The sequence below is a fragment of the Pseudomonas sp. PF05 genome (genome assembly GCF_056521845.1).
In genome coordinates, this window is sequence record NZ_JBWLPW010000020.1 from 85,559 (window position 1) to 103,143 (window position 17,585).

Here is a 17,585-nt window from a genome sequence, read left to right on the forward strand (position 1 = left end):
TTGTAGGAGCAGCATTCTAAAAGAAATCGATAGGCTGTCCACTGGCCATTAGGGCCGTTGAGAGCCATTCGCAGCCTGACAGGTGCAACTGTTACTATCCCGGCTCTTTTTTCAGGTTCAGGATCAGATTGATGAAAGTCGCCATTCTTTCCGGCTCGGTGTATGGCACCGCCGAAGAAGTCGCCCGGCACGCCGCCAAACTGCTTCGCGAAGCAGGCTTTGAAACCTGGCACAACCCTCGTGCGACCCTGGCGGATGTGCAGGAATTCGCGCCAGAGGCCGTACTGGCAGTGACTTCTACCACCGGCATGGGCGAGTTGCCGGACAATTTGATGCCGTTGTATTCGATTATCCGCGATCAGTTGCCCGGGTTCTTTCGCGGTTTGCCTGGCGCGGTGATCGGCCTGGGTGACGCCAGCTATGGGGATACCTTCTGCGCCGGCGGCGAGCAGATGCGCGAGCTGTTCGTCGAATTGGGTGTACGTGAGGTGCTGCCGATGCTGCGTCTGGATGCCAGCGAAAGCGTCACGCCGGAAACCGACGCCGAGCCGTGGCTCGCTGAGTTGGTCGATACGCTGCGACCTTGACGCGGATGCGCTGACTCGTTCGGCCAGTAAGCTGGCTGCCAATGCAACTACCGCCTCTGGAAGAGCTGACTAGACTGATTTTCTTGCGTATGACGTTTCGATCGAGACATATAACAAGAAACCAGAGGTCAGAGCCGTGAGCGTAGCACCCATCCAAACGACACTCAGCATCAAGGATCAGGTCAGTGCGGCCGAATGGCAGACCCGGGTGGACCTTGCCGCCTGTTATCGGCTTGTCGCGTTGCATGGTTGGGATGACCTGATCTTCACCCATATTTCGGCGAAGGTTCCCGGTACCGAGGATTTCCTGATCAACCCGTTCGGGATGATGTTCCATGAAATCACCGCCTCGAGCCTGGTCAAGGTCGATCAGGCCGGCAACAAGTTGATGGACAGCCCCTACGAGATCAACCCGGCCGGCTACACCATCCACAGCGCGGTGCATGAGGTGCGCCATGATGTGGCCTGTGTGCTGCACACCCATACCGCCGCTGGCGTGGCGGTATCGGCCCAGAAGCAGGGGGTGCTGCCGATCAGTCAGCAATCGCTGTTCGTGCTGTCGAGCCTGGCCTATCACGCCTACGAAGGGGTGGCCTTGAATCACGAAGAAAAGGCTCGCCTGCAGGCGGACCTGGGCGAGAGCAACTTCCTGATGCTGCACAACCATGGCCTGCTGACCTGCGGCGGGACCATCGCCGATACCTTCCTGATGATGTTCACCTTTCAACGTGCCTGTGACATCCAGGTCATGGCGCAGAGCGGCGGGGCCGAACTGATTGCCATCGAGCCGCAGATCCTGGCCGGCGCCCGGGCGATGATCGCCGGGGTGACCAAAAGCGCCCAAGGCATGGGCGGCGCGTTGGCCTGGCCGGCGTTGCTGCGCAAGCTCGATCAGCAAGACGCTGGGTATAGAAGTTGATGGCCCTGGCCCAGATTCCCCTGCGTATCTGGCGCCAGCGCAGCCAGATATTCATGTTCCGTGGCCATGCCATCCGTTACTGGGTGGCCGGGCAGGGCGAGCCGCTGCTGCTGATCCACGGTTTTCCCACCGCCAGTTGGGATTGGCATTACCTTTGGCAACCGTTGGCGCAACGCTACCGGGTGATCGCCTGTGACATGCTCGGTTTCGGCGACTCCGCCAAACCGACGGATCACGTCTACAGCCTGTTGGAGCAGGCCGATCTGCAACAGGCCTTGCTGGCGCACCTGAATGTGAGGGGGGCGCTGCATGTGCTGGCCCACGATTACGGTGACAGCGTGGCCCAGGAGCTGCTGGCACGGCATTACGAAGCACGCATCCACCTGGCCAGTTGCGTCTTTCTCAATGGCGGCCTGTTCCCGGAAACCCATCATCCGGTCTGGGCCCAGAAACTCTTGCTCAGCCCCCTGGGGTGGCTGCTGGGGCGGGCGTTCTCCCGGGAAAGTCTGGTCAGCAGTTTCCGGCAGATTTTCGGCCCCGGCACCGGCCCCACTGAAAGCGAGCTGGATGATTTCTGGAGCCTGGTAGAAGCCAATCGTGGCCCGCGGATCATGCACAAGCTCATCGCCTATATTCCCGAACGTCGTGTGCAGCGTGATCGCTGGGTACAGGCGATGCAGCGCGGCGACGTGCCGTTGCGGGTGATCGACGGCGCAGTCGACCCGATTTCCGGTAAACACATGGTGGCGCGCTACGAAGCCCTGATTCCAAACCCAGACACGGTGTTGTTGCCCGACATCGGTCACTACCCGCATACCGAGGCGCCGGTGCAGGTGCTCGAGCATTACCTGGCGTTTCGCGAAGCCATCGCCGCGCCGCGCCGACAAATGGCCTGTTCATGACGACTTGGCACGGCAGCAATCTGTGGGAGCGGGTGTTTACGAGATTGCATTCCACTGCAAATCCCTTGTGGGAGCGAGCTTGCTCGTGATAGCGGTGCCGGAAATTGTGGCCTGGGCCTGCATCATCCCCTCACCTTATCGGCCACCATTCACTTGCAACCGTGTTGATTGTGACCGGCCGACTTGTGCCGGACACTCATGCCCATTGTCCTATCCGCCTGCTGGAGTTCTGCCATGAGTGAGTCTGTGCGCTTCGAAGATAAAGTCGTGATCGTCACCGGAGCCGGCGGTGGCCTGGGGCGCGCCCATGCGCTGCTGTTCGCCAGACAAGGGGCGAAAGTGCTGGTCAACGACCTGGGTGGCTCGGCTCAAGGGGAAGGGGCCAACGCCTCGGCAGCAGACCGGGTGGTCGCCGAAATCCGTGAGGCGGGCGGCATCGCCGAGGCCAACCACGACTCGGTGACCGATGGCGACAAGCTGGTACAAAACGCGCTCGATGCGTTCGGTCGCGTCGATGTGGTGGTCAACAATGCCGGGATCCTGCGGGACAAGACGTTCCACAAGATGGACGACGCCGATTGGGACCTGGTCTACCGTGTCCACGTCGAGGGCGCCTACAAGGTAACCCGCGCCGCGTGGCCGCACCTGCGTGAGCAGAACTATGGGCGGGTGATCTTCACCGCTTCCACCTCCGGCATCTACGGCAACTTCGGCCAATCCAACTACGGCATGGCGAAGCTCGGCCTTTATGGCCTGACCCGGACCCTGGCCATCGAAGGCCGCAAGAACAACATCCTGGTCAATGCCATCGCCCCCACTGGCGGCACCCGCATGACCGAAGGCCTGATCCCGCCGCAGGTATTCGAACAACTCAAGCCCGAACTCGTCAGCCCGCTGGTGGTGTACCTGGCCAGCGAGACCTGCCAGGAAACCTCCGGCTTGTTCGAAGTGGGCGGCGGCTGGATGGGCAAGGTGCGCTGGGAGCGCAGCCTGGGGGCGGGCTTCGATCCGCGCAAAGGGTTTTCGCCTGAAGACGTCGCCGCCCATTGGCAGCAGATCTGCGACTTTGAAAATGCCGTGCACCCGAACGACAACCTGGAAGCCTTGAAAGAAATGATGGCCAACCTGCAACGCTACGCCATCTAAGCCTCATTGCCCGGGCCGGTTGCCGTCAGCTGCGGCAACCGCGCTCATGGACAATACCTTTCCCAGGGCCGCCCGCTTCGCGGCGGTTTCGATATCCATCACACCGTCATATTTCTGCGGATGGACGTGCTGCTGGAAGACCAGGGCCAGCCTTTCGATCGGCTCGATTTGCCGGTTGATCGGGCAGGGCGCTGAAGCGCCTTTCAAGGCTTCGTTCAGGTTATCTCGATTTCCCCCCCCAACTTCTCGTCCCCGCATGTCAGGCGCGCTGGCTTTCCACATAAAAAAGGCCGCTGCAAAAAGCAGCGGCCTAAGCGTGACGTTGCAAAGGAGCTACAAACCAACGTCGGTACACACGGGATGATGGACCGATACGCCAATCCATCCGAAGACGGTGCGCCAGGCATGAGGGATGCCATGAGGCTAGTGCTTGCAGGCCCGTTACCCTGAAAGCCCGGCAAGCATAGGCATCGAGCCTTGCGGGAAACAGCCCGTATCCAGACATGCACCGTTGCAGGGCGCGTAACAGTCGAAGGCCGGGCATGAGTATGCGCGGCGCTGATGACCCATCATCCAGTCCATCCATGCGCCGCGCAAAGGCCCGCCTCGCATGGGCTGTAATCCTTTTTAGGTACAGCGCGAATACCTCCTTGGTGCGCTTATCGCCTATAGCGTGCGGCAGTAGGGTGAAGGCTCTGTCACTCACCGGGGAAGACGCATGACAACAATAACAATGCGCGCCATCTTCAAGCCGCAGGCGCTGGCCGCTGCGGTGGCCTTGGGTTGCTGTGCCCAGGCGCAGGCCGTTTCATTCAACATTGGCGAGATCGAGGGTCAGTTCGATTCGTCGCTGTCCGTGGGCGCAAGCTGGGGCATGCGCGATGCCGACAAGGACTTGATCGGCACGGTCAACGGCGGTCGGGGGCAATCCTCCACCGGTGATGATGGGCGGTTGAATTTCAAGAAGGGCGAGACCTTTTCCAAAATCTTCAAAGGCCTGCACGACCTCGAACTCAAGTACGGCGATACCGGCGTGTTCGTGCGGGGCAAGTACTGGTATGACTTCGAACTCAAGGACGAAAGCCGTCCGTTCAAGGACATCAGCGACAGCAATCGCAAGGAAGGCGCCAAGTCGTCAGGCGCGCAGATTCTCGATGCCTTCGTCTATCACAACTATTCCATCGCCGATTTGCCGGGCACCGTGCGCGCCGGCAAGCAGGTGGTCAGTTGGGGGGAAAGTACTTTCATCGGCAACTCCATCAACAGCATCAACCCGGTGGACGTGTCCGCGTTCCGTCGCCCCGGTGCGGAGATCAAGGAAGGTCTGATCCCGGTGAACATGCTGTTCGCGTCCCAGGGCCTGACCGACAAGCTCACCATCGAAGGTTTCTACCAGTTGGAGTGGGACCAGACGGTGGTGGATAACTGCGGCACGTTCTTCGGTAACGATGTGGTGGCCGATGGTTGCACCAGTGGCTACACCGTAGGCAGCCCGGCGATTGCGCCATTCGTACCCCTGACCCAGGCCTTTGGCCAAGGCATCCAGGTGAATGACGAAGGCGTTGTCATTGCTCGCGGTGGCGACCGCGATGCCCGTGACTCCGGCCAGTGGGGCACCGCGCTGCGCTGGCTCGGCGATGACACCGAATACGGCCTGTACTTCATGAACTACCACAGCCGCACGCCTACCGTCGGGACCACCACGGCGGGGCTCTCGACGCTGGCGGCGTTGCCCGCAATGGTTGCGATTGCCAATGGGCTGGCCCCCGGTAGCGGTGCGGGGCTGGCGCAAAGCGTGATGCTGGGACGCGGGCAGTATTACCTTGAATACCCCGAAGACATTCGCCTGTACGGTGCCAGTTTCGCCACTACGCTGCCCACCGGCACCGCATGGACCGGGGAAATCAGTTATCGCCCCAATGCACCGGTACAGCTCAACACCAACGACCTGACCCTGGCGCTGCTCAACCCGATTGCCGGAGGCGCGGCTTCACCCATCGCGACCTCGGCCGGGGCGGACAATACCGGTTACCGGCGCAAGGAAATCACCCAGGTCCAGAGCACCCTGACGCATTTTGTCGATCAGGTACTGGGCGCCGAACGCCTGACGCTGGTGGGTGAGGCGGCGGTGGTGCACGTCGGCGGGCTGGAGTCCAAGGACAAGCTGCGTTACGGCCGCGATTCTGTCTATGGCCAGTACGGGTTCAATGGCGACACCGATGGCTTCGTTACCTCGACGTCCTGGGGTTATCGCGCCCGGGCGATTCTCGACTACGCCAACGTGATCGGCGGGGTGAACTTCAAGCCCAACGTCTCCTGGTCCCACGACGTGGCCGGCTATGGTCCCAACGGTTTGTTCAACGAAGGTGCCAAGGCTATCAGCGTCGGTGTCGATGCCGACTACCGCAACACCTACACCGCCAGCCTGAGCTACACCGACTTTTTTGGCGGCGATTACAACGTTCTCGAAGACCGCGATTTCCTCGCGTTGAGCTTCGGCGTGAACTTCTGATCTGGCTGACAAGGAAAACCCAATGCGCAAGATGATCCTGCAATGCGGTGCCCTGGCCCTGAGCCTGCTGGCCGCGAACGTGATGGCGGCGGTCTCGCCGGAGGAAGCGAACAAACTGGGTACCAGCCTTACGCCGTTGGGCGCGGAAAAAGCCGGCAATGCCGATGGCTCGATTCCGGCCTGGACCGGCGGCATCCCGAAAAACGCCGGTGCCGTGGACAGCAAGGGCTTTTTGGCCGACCCGTTCGCCAATGAAAAGCCGCTGTTCACCATCACCGCCGCGACCGTGGACCAGTACAAGGACAAGCTGTCCGAAGGCCAGGTCGCGATGTTCAAGCGCTACCCAGAGACCTACAAGATCCCGGTCTACCCGACGCATCGCAGCGTGGGCCTGCCGCCGGAGATCTACGAGGCGGCCAAGCGTAGCGCCCTCAACGTGAACGCCATCAATGACGGCAATGGCCTGGCCAATTTCACCGGCAACCGCTACTACGCCTTCCCGATTCCCAAGAGCGGCGTTGAAGTGTTGTGGAACCACATCACTCGCTATCACGGTGGCAATCTGCGACGTGTCATCACCCAGGCCACACCGCAGACCAATGGCAGCTTCACGCCGATCCGTTTCGAAGAAGAAATCGCCGTGCCGTTCCTGATCAAGGATGCCGACCCGGAAAAGGCCAGCAACGTGCTGACTTATTTCAAGCAGTCGGTCACCGCCCCGGCGCGCCTGGCCGGCAACGTGCTGTTGGTGCATGAAACCCTCGATCAGGTGAAGGAGCCGCGCCTGGCCTGGATCTACAACGCCGGCCAGCGTCGCGTGCGTCGTGCTCCGCAAGTGGCCTACGACGGCCCGGGCACCGCCGCCGATGGGTTGCGCACCTCCGACAACTTCGACCTGTTTTCCGGTGCGCCGGACCGCTACGACTGGAAGTTGATCGGCAAGAAGGAAATGTATATTCCTTACAACAGCTACAAGCTCGATTCGCCAAGCCTCAAGTACGACGATGTGATCAAGGCCGGCCACATCAACCAGGACCTGACTCGTTATGAGTTGCACCGGGTCTGGGAAGTGGTCGGCACGGTCAAGCCGAGCGAGCGGCACATCTATGCCAAGCGCCACATGTACTTCGACGAGGACAGCTGGCAGGCGGCGCTGGTGGATCACTACGACGGTCGCGGCCAACTGTGGCGGGTGGCCGAGGGGCATGCCCAGTTCTACTACGACCATCAGAACCCGGGCTACACCCTCGAGGCGCTCTACGACATCATCGCCGGCCGCTACATCGCGCTGGGCATGAAGAACGAAGAGAGACACAGCTACGAGTACGACTTCGAAGCCAGGGCCGCCGACTACACACCGGCAGCGCTGCGTTCGACCGGGGTTCGATAGAGAGGACCCGCAGCGATGGAACTTGGCCCTGCTGGGATGTAGGAGCTGTGTAGGAACTGTGTAGGAGCTGTCGAGTGCAACGAGGCTGCGATCTTTCCAAAGACACTTGCATCTAAAGCGAAAGATCAAAAGCTCGCAGCCTTCGGCAGCTCCTACGGCCAGCGCAAGCAAGCTCTGGCTTGAGATTTGTTAACGACCGGCAGCGCTCCTGCCGGTCGTTTTTTTATGGGCGCCAATCAGCGCGCTGAATACTTCTCCAAAGCTCGGCGACACAGGACTAGGGTGGTGAAATAACAATAAACAGGATCTTCACACATGACCGCCATGACCCCGTGTCCGGACCGTCCAGGATTGCTGCCCCGCCTGTCCTCGACGCACGTGCCGCGGCGGTCCCTGAGCGAGCCGCTGCTGACTTCCGAAGCGCGGGTAAAACTGCTCTGCGCGCCAGCGGGCAGTGGCAAGAGTGCGCTGTTCGCCGAGTGTTTCCTGCAGGCGCCTGACGGGTGTCGGCTGCATTGGTTGCCACTGGGCGGCGCGGCGTTGAACGCGGTGCAAATGTGCGAGCGCCTGGCCCAGGCCCTCGGGCTGCCGATGCTGGATGAAGCGGGACTGCTGGCCCACCTGGCGCGTTTGCAGGCACCCACCTGGTTGTTTCTGGATGATTACTGCCGGGTGCCGAATCCCGAGCTGGACCAGTTGCTCGATCGTCTGTTGAACAGCAGCAGTCCTGCGTTGCACCTGTGGCTCAATGGCCGCCGCCGTCCCCACTGCAACTGGCCGCGGCTGTTGCTCGACGACGAGTTGCACGAGTTCGATGCGCAGGCGTTGTTCTTCACCCCTGACGATATCCTGCCATTGCTGCGTCATCTGCCCGGCCCCCAGGCTGCCCGCACTGCCCGCGAGGTGATTCAGCGCAGTGGCGGCTGGTGTGCCGGGGTGCGCATCACGCTGCTGGAGCGCTGCGAATGGGCGCGCAGTCATGCAACGCCGGGACGGCCGGGGACCTTGGTCGACTACCTGGAGTACGAGCTGTTCAGCACGCTGACCCTGGATCTGGCGCAGGCCTGGCGCGTGCTGGCGCATCTGCCGCGCTTCAATGCCCGGCTGTGCGAGCATCTGTTCGGCGACACCGTAGGCGCGCAATGCCTGCCTTTGTTGCTGGAGCTGGGATGTTTCATCGAGCCATGGGAGCAGACGTCGGACTGGTTGCAGATCTTCCCGGCCCTGGCCCGGCTGGTACGTGAGGAGCCTTGGCCGCAGGGGCGCTCCTGGCATCGGCGGGCCTGCCAGTGGTTCGCCGCCGAGCAGGACTGGCAGATGGCATTCGAGCAAGCCATGTTGGCCGAAGAGTTTGAGAACGCCGTCAGCTTTTTACAGCACCTGAACTTCGAGCACGTATTGCAGCGCAACAACGTGGTGCTGTTGCTGAACCTGCATGACCAGCAAGGTGAAGCGTTGATGCTCGGCACGCCACAGTCGGTCGGGTTGGTGACTGCGGCCCTGCTGTTCGCCGGGCGCTTCGATCAGGCTTCGGCGTGCATCGAGCAATTGGCCAGGTTCGTGCCGCAACCCCAGGCCTGCCAGCAGCGACAGGTGCTGGCGCGCTGGCAGGTCTTGCGGGGGTGGCTGCTGCATCTCTCGGGCGATGGCGAACCGGCACGCGAGCATTTCCTCCAGGCCCAGGCCAGCCTGGAACCAGAAGCCTGGGCCTTACGGCTGCTGTGCCTGTCAGGGCTGACGCAGCAAGCGCTGCTCAAGGGGGAACTGGCTTCTGCCCAGTGGATCAACCGGCAGGCGTTATGCCTGGCGCGGGCCCATGGCTCGCTGGTGTTTGAAGGGCTGCTGGAACTGGATCACGCCCAAGTGCTGGAACAGCGTGGGGCTCCCCATCGGGCCGATCATCTGCTGAGCGCAGTCCTGGCATTGCTTGATAAGCCTGGCCAGGATTTTTCGGCGTTGTCGGGACGTATCGCCCTGCGGCGCGGGCGTCTGGCAATGCGCATGGGGTTTGACGAGTTGGCCGCCGAGCAGTTTCAAACCGGCCTGGAAACCGGTCTGCTTAGCCAGGACAAACAAGTGCTTTATGGCTTTCTCGGTAAAGCGACCCTGGCCGCCAACCAAGGTGATTACGCTGAAGCGTTCATGCAGCTGCGCGATGCCGAGCGGATCATGCAGCAGCGGCACATCCCCGACACGGTGTACCGCGGCGTGTTACTGCAAACCAGCTGTCAATTCTGGTTGCAGCAAGGACGTCCGGAACTGGCCCATGAAGCCTTGACCCGGGTGTTGCGGCATTTTCGCGGGCCGCAGGCCAAGCACGCGCCGCCTGCGACACTGGAGTTGATTCCGCGCCTGGAATATCTGCTGGTGCTGGCCGAGGTCTACCTGCATCGGGAGCGGGACCCGCAGGCCCGCCTGGAGGCCATGATCGCCCAGGCGCAGCAATTGGAAATGCATGGGCTGGAAACCGAATTGCAACTGGCGCTGGTTGAAGTGGTCTGGTTGTCCAGCGATCGTTGCCAGGTTCACGCGCTCCTGCAAGAGGGCCTCAAACGAGTTGCCTGTTATCGGGCTCAGCAAGCCTTGCGTGAGTTGCGTTTGCGCCAACCTGAGCTGTTGCACTGGACGCAGTCAGCTGAGCCCATCGAACCGCGGGCCCCTGGCGCCGAAGATACCTTGCTCAGTCACCGGGAACTTGAAGTGCTGGAGTTGATTGCACAAGGTCATTCAAACCAACAGATTGCCGAACAGCTGTTCATATCGTTGCACACAGTAAAAACCCATGCGCGTCGAATACATAGCAAGTTGGGGGTACAACGGCGTACACAAGCGGTCGCGAAAGCGAAAGTCATGGGGGTGATGAGTTAGTTTGAAAAAAAGGGTGGCCGTCTTTACGCGTTCTTACATTTGTCTTTTTACAGTAATGGGCTTGGCTGATGTATAACTGAGTCGACGGATCGAACAGGAAGTTCGACCATGACATGACAAGGATGTTTATGAACACTCAGTTATTTTCTTCTTACTCTGAAAAACTGCTCGCACTGAAGCGTACTCGCGTGGATTTTGCCGTGCAGGTGTTGTTGGGGCGTTATCTGGAGGCGTCGGGCGTCAACCCGCTCAGCACTTACCTGAATACATTGGCGGCCTTTGCGAATCCTGAAGTGGAATCGTCCGAAACCCTGTTCGATGAGGCGATGGCCTGGGTTGAAAAACAACAGATGCCCCACTATACGCAAGGCGCCAGTAATATTTTCAGCAAGCGTTATTCCTTTGCCGCGCAAGACCGTATCAAGGCATTGAGTTTGATAGCGTTTGAAAAAATCGTAGCGGACATTGTCACCAGCCTGACTGAAAAACCGTCGATGGATTTATCCTGGCGATCCATCATGCCATTGTCCGCCGAGGACGTTCATGGCGCATTGAAAGTGCACTTGCCCGAAGTCGATCTGGATAAAGTCTATATCACTGGCTTTATACACCATGACACGGGTGAGCGAGTGGTGTCGTCTTCTCAGCGGTTGGTCGACTATCTACTGGACCATTTCAGCAATAACGATATTCCCTATCATTGCCAAGGTGATCACCAGGCTATTTATATGGTTGCCTTCAGCGGCGAAGAACGTCATCTCCATCCGCGGCTGGCCCCCGCTCACCTCAACGATTTACTGATCAAGATTGTCCCGGATTTCCTGGGCTGATCCTGGACTCGCTTCATACCCCATCCGCCAACTCACGGCCCGGGTCGCCGCCAACAGGCGTTGCGCCGCCGGGCCGTTTTCGTCGGCGTGGAACAGCGAGGTCGGTCCAACGATCGTCATCACCGCTTTCACCTCGCCGACGGCATTGAATACCGGGGCGGACAAGGCATCCACGCCTGGCATCAGCAAGCCATGCACATGGTGCAGGCCGCGACTGCGAATCTGCTCGCACAACGCGGCATAAGCGCGGTCGTCGGCGAGGGCGTGATGCTCGGTGCCTTGCACTTCCTGCTCGCGCAGGCCGATGGTCTCGCGCTCCGGCAGATAAGCGCTGAACACCAGCCCCGTGGACGAACTGAGCAGTGGCAATACCGAACCCAGTTGCGTCACCACGGTCACGGCCCGTACGGCGGGTTCGATACGCACCACGGTCGCGCCATGGTTGCCCCACACCGCCAGGAAGCAGGTTTCGTTCAAGTCGTCGCGCAATTCGGCCAGGGGCAGGGCGGCCACTTGCAGCACGTCCATGCCGTTGAGCGCTGCCAGGCCTACGCGCAGGGCCTCGCGGCCCAGGCCGTAGTGGTTGGTGGCGGCGTTCTGCTCGGCAAACCCGCTGGCGATCAAGGCCTGCAGATACCGATGAACCTTGCTCGCCGGCATTTGCACGTGTTCGGCCAGCCGCGACAGCGACGTGGAGGGCGATAGTTCAGCCAGGGCCTTGAGGATGTCGGTGCCGACTTCGGCCGAGCGGACTTTCTGTTTACCGTTGCTGAGCGGGATTTCCATGGAGGCGCTGGGTCCAGAGGCGAATGGGCGTCTTTATAGCTTGACGGTCGCTGTCGAGCAAATTACGTTATGCGTAATCGAATTACGATAAAAATAACCCGGTGCGCCTCAACCACTCCGTTGAGTGACGGGCCGCATTCCCTGGAGGCTCCATGAACCTCGATTCCCCAGCGTCGGACCTGGCTTACCAATCAGGCTTTGGCAACGAATTTGCCAGCGAAGCCTTGCCCGGCGCCTTGCCCGTCGGCCAGAACTCGCCGCAGAAAGCCCCGTACGGTCTCTATGCCGAGTTGTTCTCCGGCACGGCGTTCACCATGGCCCGCAGCGAAGCGCGGCGTACCTGGATGTATCGCATCCGGCCGTCGGCCAATCACCCGGCCTTCACCAAGCTCGAACGGCAATTGGCGGGCGGCCCATTGGGCGACGTCACGCCTAATCGCCTGCGTTGGAACCCGCTGGAGATTCCTGCCGAGTCCACCGACTTCATCGACGGGCTGGTGTGCATGGCGGCCAATGCCGGTGCGGACAAACCGGCCGGCATCAGCCTTTATCAGTACCGGGCCAACCGTTCCATGAAGCGAGTGTTTTTCAATGCCGACGGTGAATGGCTGATCGTGCCGCAACTGGGACGGCTGCGGATCGCCACGGAGTTGGGCGTGCTGGAACTGGCACCGCTGGAAATCGTCGTGCTGCCCCGGGGCCTGAAATTTCGCATTGAACTGCTCGACCCGCAGGCCCGTGGTTACCTCGCCGAAAACCATGGCGCGCCGCTGCGCCTGCCGGACCTCGGCCCCATCGGCAGCAATGGCCTGGCGAACCCGCGTGACTTCCTGACGCCGGTCGCCCATTACGAGAACCTCGCGCAACCGACCACCCTGGTGCAGAAATTCCTCGGTGAGTTGTGGGGGTGCGAGCTGGATCATTCGCCCCTCGATGTGGTGGCCTGGCACGGCAACAACGTGCCGTATAAATATGATCTGCGCCGTTTCAACACCATGGGCACGGTCAGCTTCGATCACCCGGACCCATCGATTTTCACCGTGTTGACCTCGCCCACCAGCGTTCACGGCCTGGCCAACCTCGATTTCGTGATTTTCCCGCCACGCTGGATGGTGGCAGAGAACACCTTCCGTCCACCGTGGTTCCACCGCAACCTGATGAACGAATTCATGGGCCTGATCCAGGGCGCCTACGATGCCAAGGCCGAAGGTTTCCTGCCGGGCGGCGCGTCCTTGCACAGTTGCATGAGCGCCCATGGCCCGGACGGCGAGACCTGTACCAAGGCGATCAACGCCGATCTTCAGCCGGCAAAAATCGACAACACCATGGCGTTCATGTTCGAGACCAGCCAGGTGCTGCGTCCAAGCCGTTTCGCCCTGGACTGTCCGCAACTGCAAACCGACTACGATGCATGTTGGGCCTCGCTGCCTGTCACGTTCGACCCGACCCGGAGATAACCCATGACTCAACTTTCCCCTGCCCGTAGCTGGGTCGCCAGCGCCAACGGCCACGCCGACTTCCCGTTGCAGAACCTGCCATTGGGTATCTTCAGTGTCGATGGCGGTGCCCTGCGCAGCGGCGTGGCGATTGGCGAGCGGATTTTCGACCTGCAGGCGGCGCTGCATGCAGGTTTGTTTGACGGCGCGGCACGTCGAGCCGTCGAAGCCATGGCCGACGGCCAGTTGAATGGGTTTTTCGACCTGGGCCGCGGCGCCCGGGCTGCCCTGCGTGAACGACTGCTGGAACTGCTGCGCGAGGACAGCCCCCTGCGTGGCAAGGTCGAAGCCCAGGGCGCGAAACTGCTGCTGCTCGCTGCCGACTGCCAAATGCACCTGCCGGCCAGGATCAACGACTACACCGACTTCTACGTTGGTATCGAGCACGCGCAGAATGTCGGCAAGTTGTTTCGCCCCGACAATCCATTGCTGCCCAACTACAAATACGTCCCCATCGGCTACCACGGTCGCGCCTCGACCATTCGCCCGTCCGGTACCGACGTGCGCCGTCCCAAGGGCCAGACCCTGCCGGCCGGCCAGGCCGAGCCGACCTTCGGCCCGTGTGCGCGTCTGGACTATGAGCTGGAGCTGGGCATCTGGATCGGCAAGGGTAATGCCCTGGGTGAACCGATCCCTATCGGCGATGCCGCCGAGCACATCGGCGGGTTCTGCCTGCTCAACGACTGGTCGGCCCGGGATATCCAGGCGTGGGAATACCAGCCTTTGGGGCCATTTCTGTCGAAGAGTTTCCTGACCAGTATTTCGCCGTGGGTGGTAACGGCTGAAGCCCTGGAACCGTTCCGTCGCCCGCAACCGGCGCGCCCGGAAGGCGATCCGCAACCGCTGCCGTACCTGCTGGACAAGCGTGACCAGGCCGGCGGTGCCTTCGATATCGAACTGGAGGTGCTGTTGCTGACCGAGGCCATGGTCGAGCAAAACCTGCCTCCCCAGCGCCTGACCCTGAGCAACACCCAGTACATGTACTGGACCGTGGCGCAAATGGTTGCGCACCACAGTGTCAACGGTTGCCAGTTGCAGGCCGGCGACCTGTTTGGCTCGGGCACCTTGTCAGGCCCTGAAAACCATCAATTCGGCAGTCTGCTGGAAATCACCGAAGGCGGTAAAAAACCGATCGAACTGGCGTCTGGCGAAGTGCGCCGATTCCTTGAGGACGGTGACGAAATCATCTTGCGCGCCCGTTGCCGCCGCGAGGGTTTCGCCTCCATCGGTTTCGGCGAGTGCCGGGGCAAGATCCTGCCGGCACGTTGAGGGGCAGGGCATGGAACTCTATACCTACTACCGTTCCACCTCGTCCTACCGGGTGCGCATTGCGTTGGCGCTCAAGGGCCTGGATTACCAGGCCTTGCCGGTTAATCTGATCGCTGCGCCTGGGGGCGAGCATCGCCAGCCGGCCTATCTGGCGATCAACCCCCAGGGCCGGGTGCCGGCGCTGCGTACCGATGAGGGCGCGTTGCTGGTGCAATCGCCCGCCATCATCGAATACCTGGAGGAGCGTTATCCCCAAGTGCCGCTGCTCAGCGCCGACCTGGCGGTACGCGCCCACGAGCGTGGCGTCGCCGCGCTGATCGGTTGCGATATTCACCCCCTGCACAACGTCAGCGTGCTCAACAAACTGCGGCAGTGGGGCCACGATGAAACGCAGGTGACGGAGTGGATCGGGCAATGGATCAGCCAGGGATTGGCGGCGGTGGAGCAGTTGATTGGCGACGACGGCTATTGCTTCGGTGCGGCGCCGGGGCTGGCGGACGTGTACCTGATCCCGCAGTTGTACGCCGCCGAGCGGTTCAATGTTTCGTTGCTGGCGTATCCGCGGATCCGTCGTGTTGCGACGTTGGCAGCCGGGCATGCGGCGTTCCAACAGGCGCATCCGGCGAATCAGCCGGATACCCCTACTTGATATTGATGTAGGTCGTTCCATCGCCATCGCGAGCAAGCTCGCTCCCACATTTGATCTGCGTACACTCGGGTCAACTGTGGGAGCGAGCTTGCTCGCGATGGCGATTCAATAAGCAACTTGAATCTGCTCGCCTGCAACCGCTCAATGCACAACCGAATTCGGCGGCAAATGCCCCAGCCGCTCCGTCAGCCGGATGCGCTGGATCGGATCGTCGCTGAGCATCAGGGCATGTTCCAGGTCGAAGCGTTCGGCGTTGGGGCAATCGAGTCGTTGATACAGGCTGGCGCGGGCCAGGTAGTCGGCGGCGCTGGCGTTGCCCAGTTCCAGTACCCGTTCGGCGTCGATCAGGGCTGCGATGTAATCGTCGTTCGCCAGGTGCAGTTGACGCAGGTTGCGCGACAGGCGCTGCAGCATCTGCGTCGGCTCGGCGTTGAGCAGGTGCTCAGCCTTGAGTGGCATGTTCGCGCCGTATTGGCGCTGTAGCAGTTCCCGGCAGTCATTGGGGTACAACCGGCGGCCGCCGCAGGGATCGAGCAGGTGATCGGCGCCGGGCACCTTCAACAGGAAATGCCCTGGGAAATTGACACCGACCATCGGAATTTCCAGGCTTCGGGCCAGTTCCAGGGCAATCAGCCCGAGGGCCAGGGGCTGCCCGCGCTTGCGTGCCAGGACTTTGTCCAGCAACGCCGCTCGTGGCCGCAAGGGCGTGAAGTCGTCTTGGGCGAAGCCCAGGTCATTGAGCTGTCGCAGCAAAGGCTGGCCCAGTTCGCTGACAGGCAGCATCGGCAGGTCGTGGCTGACGCGCTGTTGCAGTTCTTTGAAATCCTTCAGCAAGGCCGGTACGTCGACCTCGCGATCGTGTTCGGCAGCGATCCACAGCGCCGCTTCGAACAGTGCCGGCGGTGAGCGGTGCAGACAATCAAAAAAAGCTTGGCGCGGTTTCATCAAACTCTCCGGGCTATGTTCCCGTTTTAATCCTGCCATGGGTTTTCGTCCAGCCTCGGGCAGAGGCGGTAACAGGTTATGCCGAAATAGACTGACAACCCCGGCGACTTATTCCGGCGTGCTCCAGCAAATTTTGACCGCACGCCTATACTGGCGAAACAAACAAAAGTGATTCGGGAGCCTTTCGATGTTTGCTCTCATGCAAAGCTCCCGCCTTGAATCGCTGCACCTAAGCGTAGACCCGGCAACCGGGTTGAAGGCGGTGATTGCCATTCATTGCAGTCGTCCGGGGCCCGCCCTGGGGGGCTGTCGTTATCTTGCCTACCCCGACGACGAAAGTGCCGTGGCTGACGCTGTGCGCCTGGCCCAGGGCATGAGCTACAAGGCGGCATTGGCCGGCTTGCCCGTCGGCGGCGGGGCGGCGGTGATCATGCGCCCGGCCCATGTCGAGAGTCGGGCGGCGTTGTTCGAAGCCTTTGGTCGCTGTATCGAGCAGTTGGACGGTCGCTATATCACAGCCATCGACAGCGGCACGTCGGTGGCCGATATGGATTGCATCGCCCAGCAGACTCGCCACGTCACCAGCACCACCGCCTCGGGAGACCCCGCCCCCCACGCGGCAATGGGGGTATTTGCCGGCATCCGTGCCACTGCCATGGCCCGTCTGGGCAGCGATAACCTCGAAAGCCTGCGGGTGGCGATCCAGGGCCTGGGCAATGTCGGTTATGCCCTGGCCGAACAACTGCACGCGGCGGGTGCCGAGCTGCTGGTCAGCGACATCGACCCTGGCAAGGTGCAATTGGCGATGGAGCAACTGGGCGCTCATCCGATCGCCAACGACGCGTTGCTCAGCACCCCCTGCGACATCCTTGCTCCTTGCGGGCTGGGCGGGGTGCTCAACAGCCAAAGCGTGGCGCAACTGCGCTGCTCGGCCGTTGCCGGCTCGGCCCATAATCAGTTGAGCAACCTGCAGGTGGCCGACCAATTGGAAAGACGTGGAATCCTCTATGCGCCGGACTATGTGATCAACTCCGGCGGCCTGATCTACGTCGCCCTGAAGCATCGCGGAGAAGAACTGTCGACGATCACCGCGCACTTGTCGAAGATCGGTGCCCGGCTCACAGAGGTCTTTGCCCACGCCCAGGCGGAGAAGCGCTCACCGGCCCGGGTGGCCGATGAGCTGGCGGAGCGTTTGCTGTACCGTTAAACATCAAAGTGCCCAGAGCTTGCTCCTGCCGGGCTGCGCAGAAGCTGTGTAGGAACTGTGTAGGAGCTGTGTAGGAACT

General features: G+C 61.3%; 15 protein-coding genes. 12 read left to right on the forward strand and 3 right to left on the reverse strand.

Annotation, left to right across the window (positions count from 1 at the left end; all coding sequences use genetic code 11):
* The first annotated feature begins 131 nt into the window (after nt 1-131).
* The 4 genes from AC09SL_RS25700 to AC09SL_RS25715 all read left to right on the forward strand — a co-directional run bounded on the left by AC09SL_RS25700 (nt 132) and on the right by AC09SL_RS25715 (nt 3,554).
* Nucleotides 132-587 carry a flavodoxin gene (locus tag AC09SL_RS25700; protein ID WP_058543579.1) on the forward strand — a complete coding sequence of 152 codons (456 nt, stop codon included), beginning with the start codon at nt 132-134 and terminating at the stop codon, nt 585-587.
* Nucleotides 588-723: 136 nt separating this feature from the next.
* Nucleotides 724-1,506 carry a class II aldolase/adducin family protein gene (locus AC09SL_RS25705; protein ID WP_058543580.1) on the forward strand — a complete coding sequence of 261 codons (783 nt, stop codon included), beginning with the start codon at nt 724-726 and terminating at the stop codon, nt 1,504-1,506.
* A complete protein-coding gene (locus AC09SL_RS25710; protein WP_058543581.1) occupies nt 1,506-2,408 on the forward strand; it encodes an alpha/beta fold hydrolase in 903 nt (300 codons plus the stop codon). The genes AC09SL_RS25705 and AC09SL_RS25710 overlap by 1 nt, the downstream gene beginning before the upstream one ends.
* A 234-nt stretch (nt 2,409-2,642) precedes the next feature.
* Nucleotides 2,643-3,554: an SDR family oxidoreductase gene (locus AC09SL_RS25715; RefSeq protein ID WP_058543582.1), complete on the forward strand. Its 912-nt coding sequence runs from the start codon at nt 2,643-2,645 to the stop codon at nt 3,552-3,554.
* A 3-nt stretch (nt 3,555-3,557) separates the two neighbouring features.
* Here the strand turns inward: AC09SL_RS25715 and AC09SL_RS25720 are convergent, their stop codons facing one another.
* Nucleotides 3,558-3,836, reverse strand: a complete 279-nt coding sequence (locus AC09SL_RS25720) for a hypothetical protein (protein ID WP_155742088.1) — start codon at nt 3,834-3,836, stop codon at nt 3,558-3,560.
* 436 nt (nt 3,837-4,272) lie between these two features.
* Between AC09SL_RS25720 and AC09SL_RS25725 the strand changes: the two genes are divergently transcribed.
* From AC09SL_RS25725 to AC09SL_RS25740, 4 genes are all read left to right on the forward strand, one after another.
* On the forward strand, nt 4,273-6,066 hold the full coding sequence (locus tag AC09SL_RS25725; protein WP_058543584.1) for a DUF1302 domain-containing protein: 1,794 nt from the start codon (nt 4,273-4,275) through the stop codon (nt 6,064-6,066).
* Nucleotides 6,067-6,088: 22 nt separating this feature from the next.
* Nucleotides 6,089-7,456: a DUF1329 domain-containing protein gene (locus AC09SL_RS25730; protein WP_058543585.1), complete on the forward strand. Its 1,368-nt coding sequence runs from the start codon at nt 6,089-6,091 to the stop codon at nt 7,454-7,456.
* Between the two features lie 315 nt (nt 7,457-7,771).
* Entirely contained in the window at nt 7,772-10,324 is a 2,553-nt protein-coding gene (locus AC09SL_RS25735; RefSeq protein WP_058543586.1) for a helix-turn-helix transcriptional regulator, read from the forward strand.
* Between the two features lie 128 nt (nt 10,325-10,452).
* Nucleotides 10,453-11,154 (forward strand): hypothetical protein, encoded by a 702-nt coding sequence (locus AC09SL_RS25740; RefSeq protein WP_058543587.1) that lies wholly within the window; start codon nt 10,453-10,455, stop codon nt 11,152-11,154.
* Here the strand turns inward: AC09SL_RS25740 and AC09SL_RS25745 are convergent.
* Nucleotides 11,119-11,940 carry an IclR family transcriptional regulator gene (locus AC09SL_RS25745; protein WP_058543588.1) on the reverse strand — a complete coding sequence of 274 codons (822 nt, stop codon included), beginning with the start codon at nt 11,938-11,940 and terminating at the stop codon, nt 11,119-11,121. The genes AC09SL_RS25740 and AC09SL_RS25745 overlap by 36 nt on opposite strands.
* A 152-nt stretch (nt 11,941-12,092) precedes the next feature.
* Here AC09SL_RS25745 and hmgA point away from each other — a divergent pair, with 152 nt between their 5' ends.
* Genes hmgA through maiA form a run of 3 tightly spaced genes read left to right on the forward strand, consistent with a single transcriptional unit; the run spans nt 12,093 to nt 15,354 of the window.
* Nucleotides 12,093-13,397: a homogentisate 1,2-dioxygenase gene (gene hmgA, locus AC09SL_RS25750; protein WP_058543589.1), complete on the forward strand. Its 1,305-nt coding sequence runs from the start codon at nt 12,093-12,095 to the stop codon at nt 13,395-13,397.
* 3 nt (nt 13,398-13,400) lie between these two features.
* On the forward strand, nt 13,401-14,705 hold the full coding sequence (gene fahA / locus AC09SL_RS25755) for a fumarylacetoacetase (protein WP_058543590.1): 1,305 nt from the start codon (nt 13,401-13,403) through the stop codon (nt 14,703-14,705).
* Nucleotides 14,706-14,715: 10 nt separating this feature from the next.
* The gene (gene maiA, locus AC09SL_RS25760; protein ID WP_058543591.1) at nt 14,716-15,354 is read left to right on the forward strand and encodes a maleylacetoacetate isomerase; all 639 of its coding nucleotides are present in this window, start codon (nt 14,716-14,718) and stop codon (nt 15,352-15,354) included.
* 141 nt (nt 15,355-15,495) lie between these two features.
* Here the strand turns inward: maiA and AC09SL_RS25765 are convergent, their stop codons facing one another.
* Nucleotides 15,496-16,299 (reverse strand): SirB1 family protein, encoded by an 804-nt coding sequence (locus tag AC09SL_RS25765; protein WP_058543592.1) that lies wholly within the window; start codon nt 16,297-16,299, stop codon nt 15,496-15,498.
* A 187-nt stretch (nt 16,300-16,486) separates the two neighbouring features.
* On the opposite strand from AC09SL_RS25765, the gene AC09SL_RS25770 reads away from it, so the two are divergent.
* Nucleotides 16,487-17,506 carry a Glu/Leu/Phe/Val dehydrogenase family protein gene (locus AC09SL_RS25770; RefSeq protein WP_058543593.1) on the forward strand — a complete coding sequence of 340 codons (1,020 nt, stop codon included), beginning with the start codon at nt 16,487-16,489 and terminating at the stop codon, nt 17,504-17,506.
* Nucleotides 17,507-17,585 lie beyond the last annotated feature (79 nt).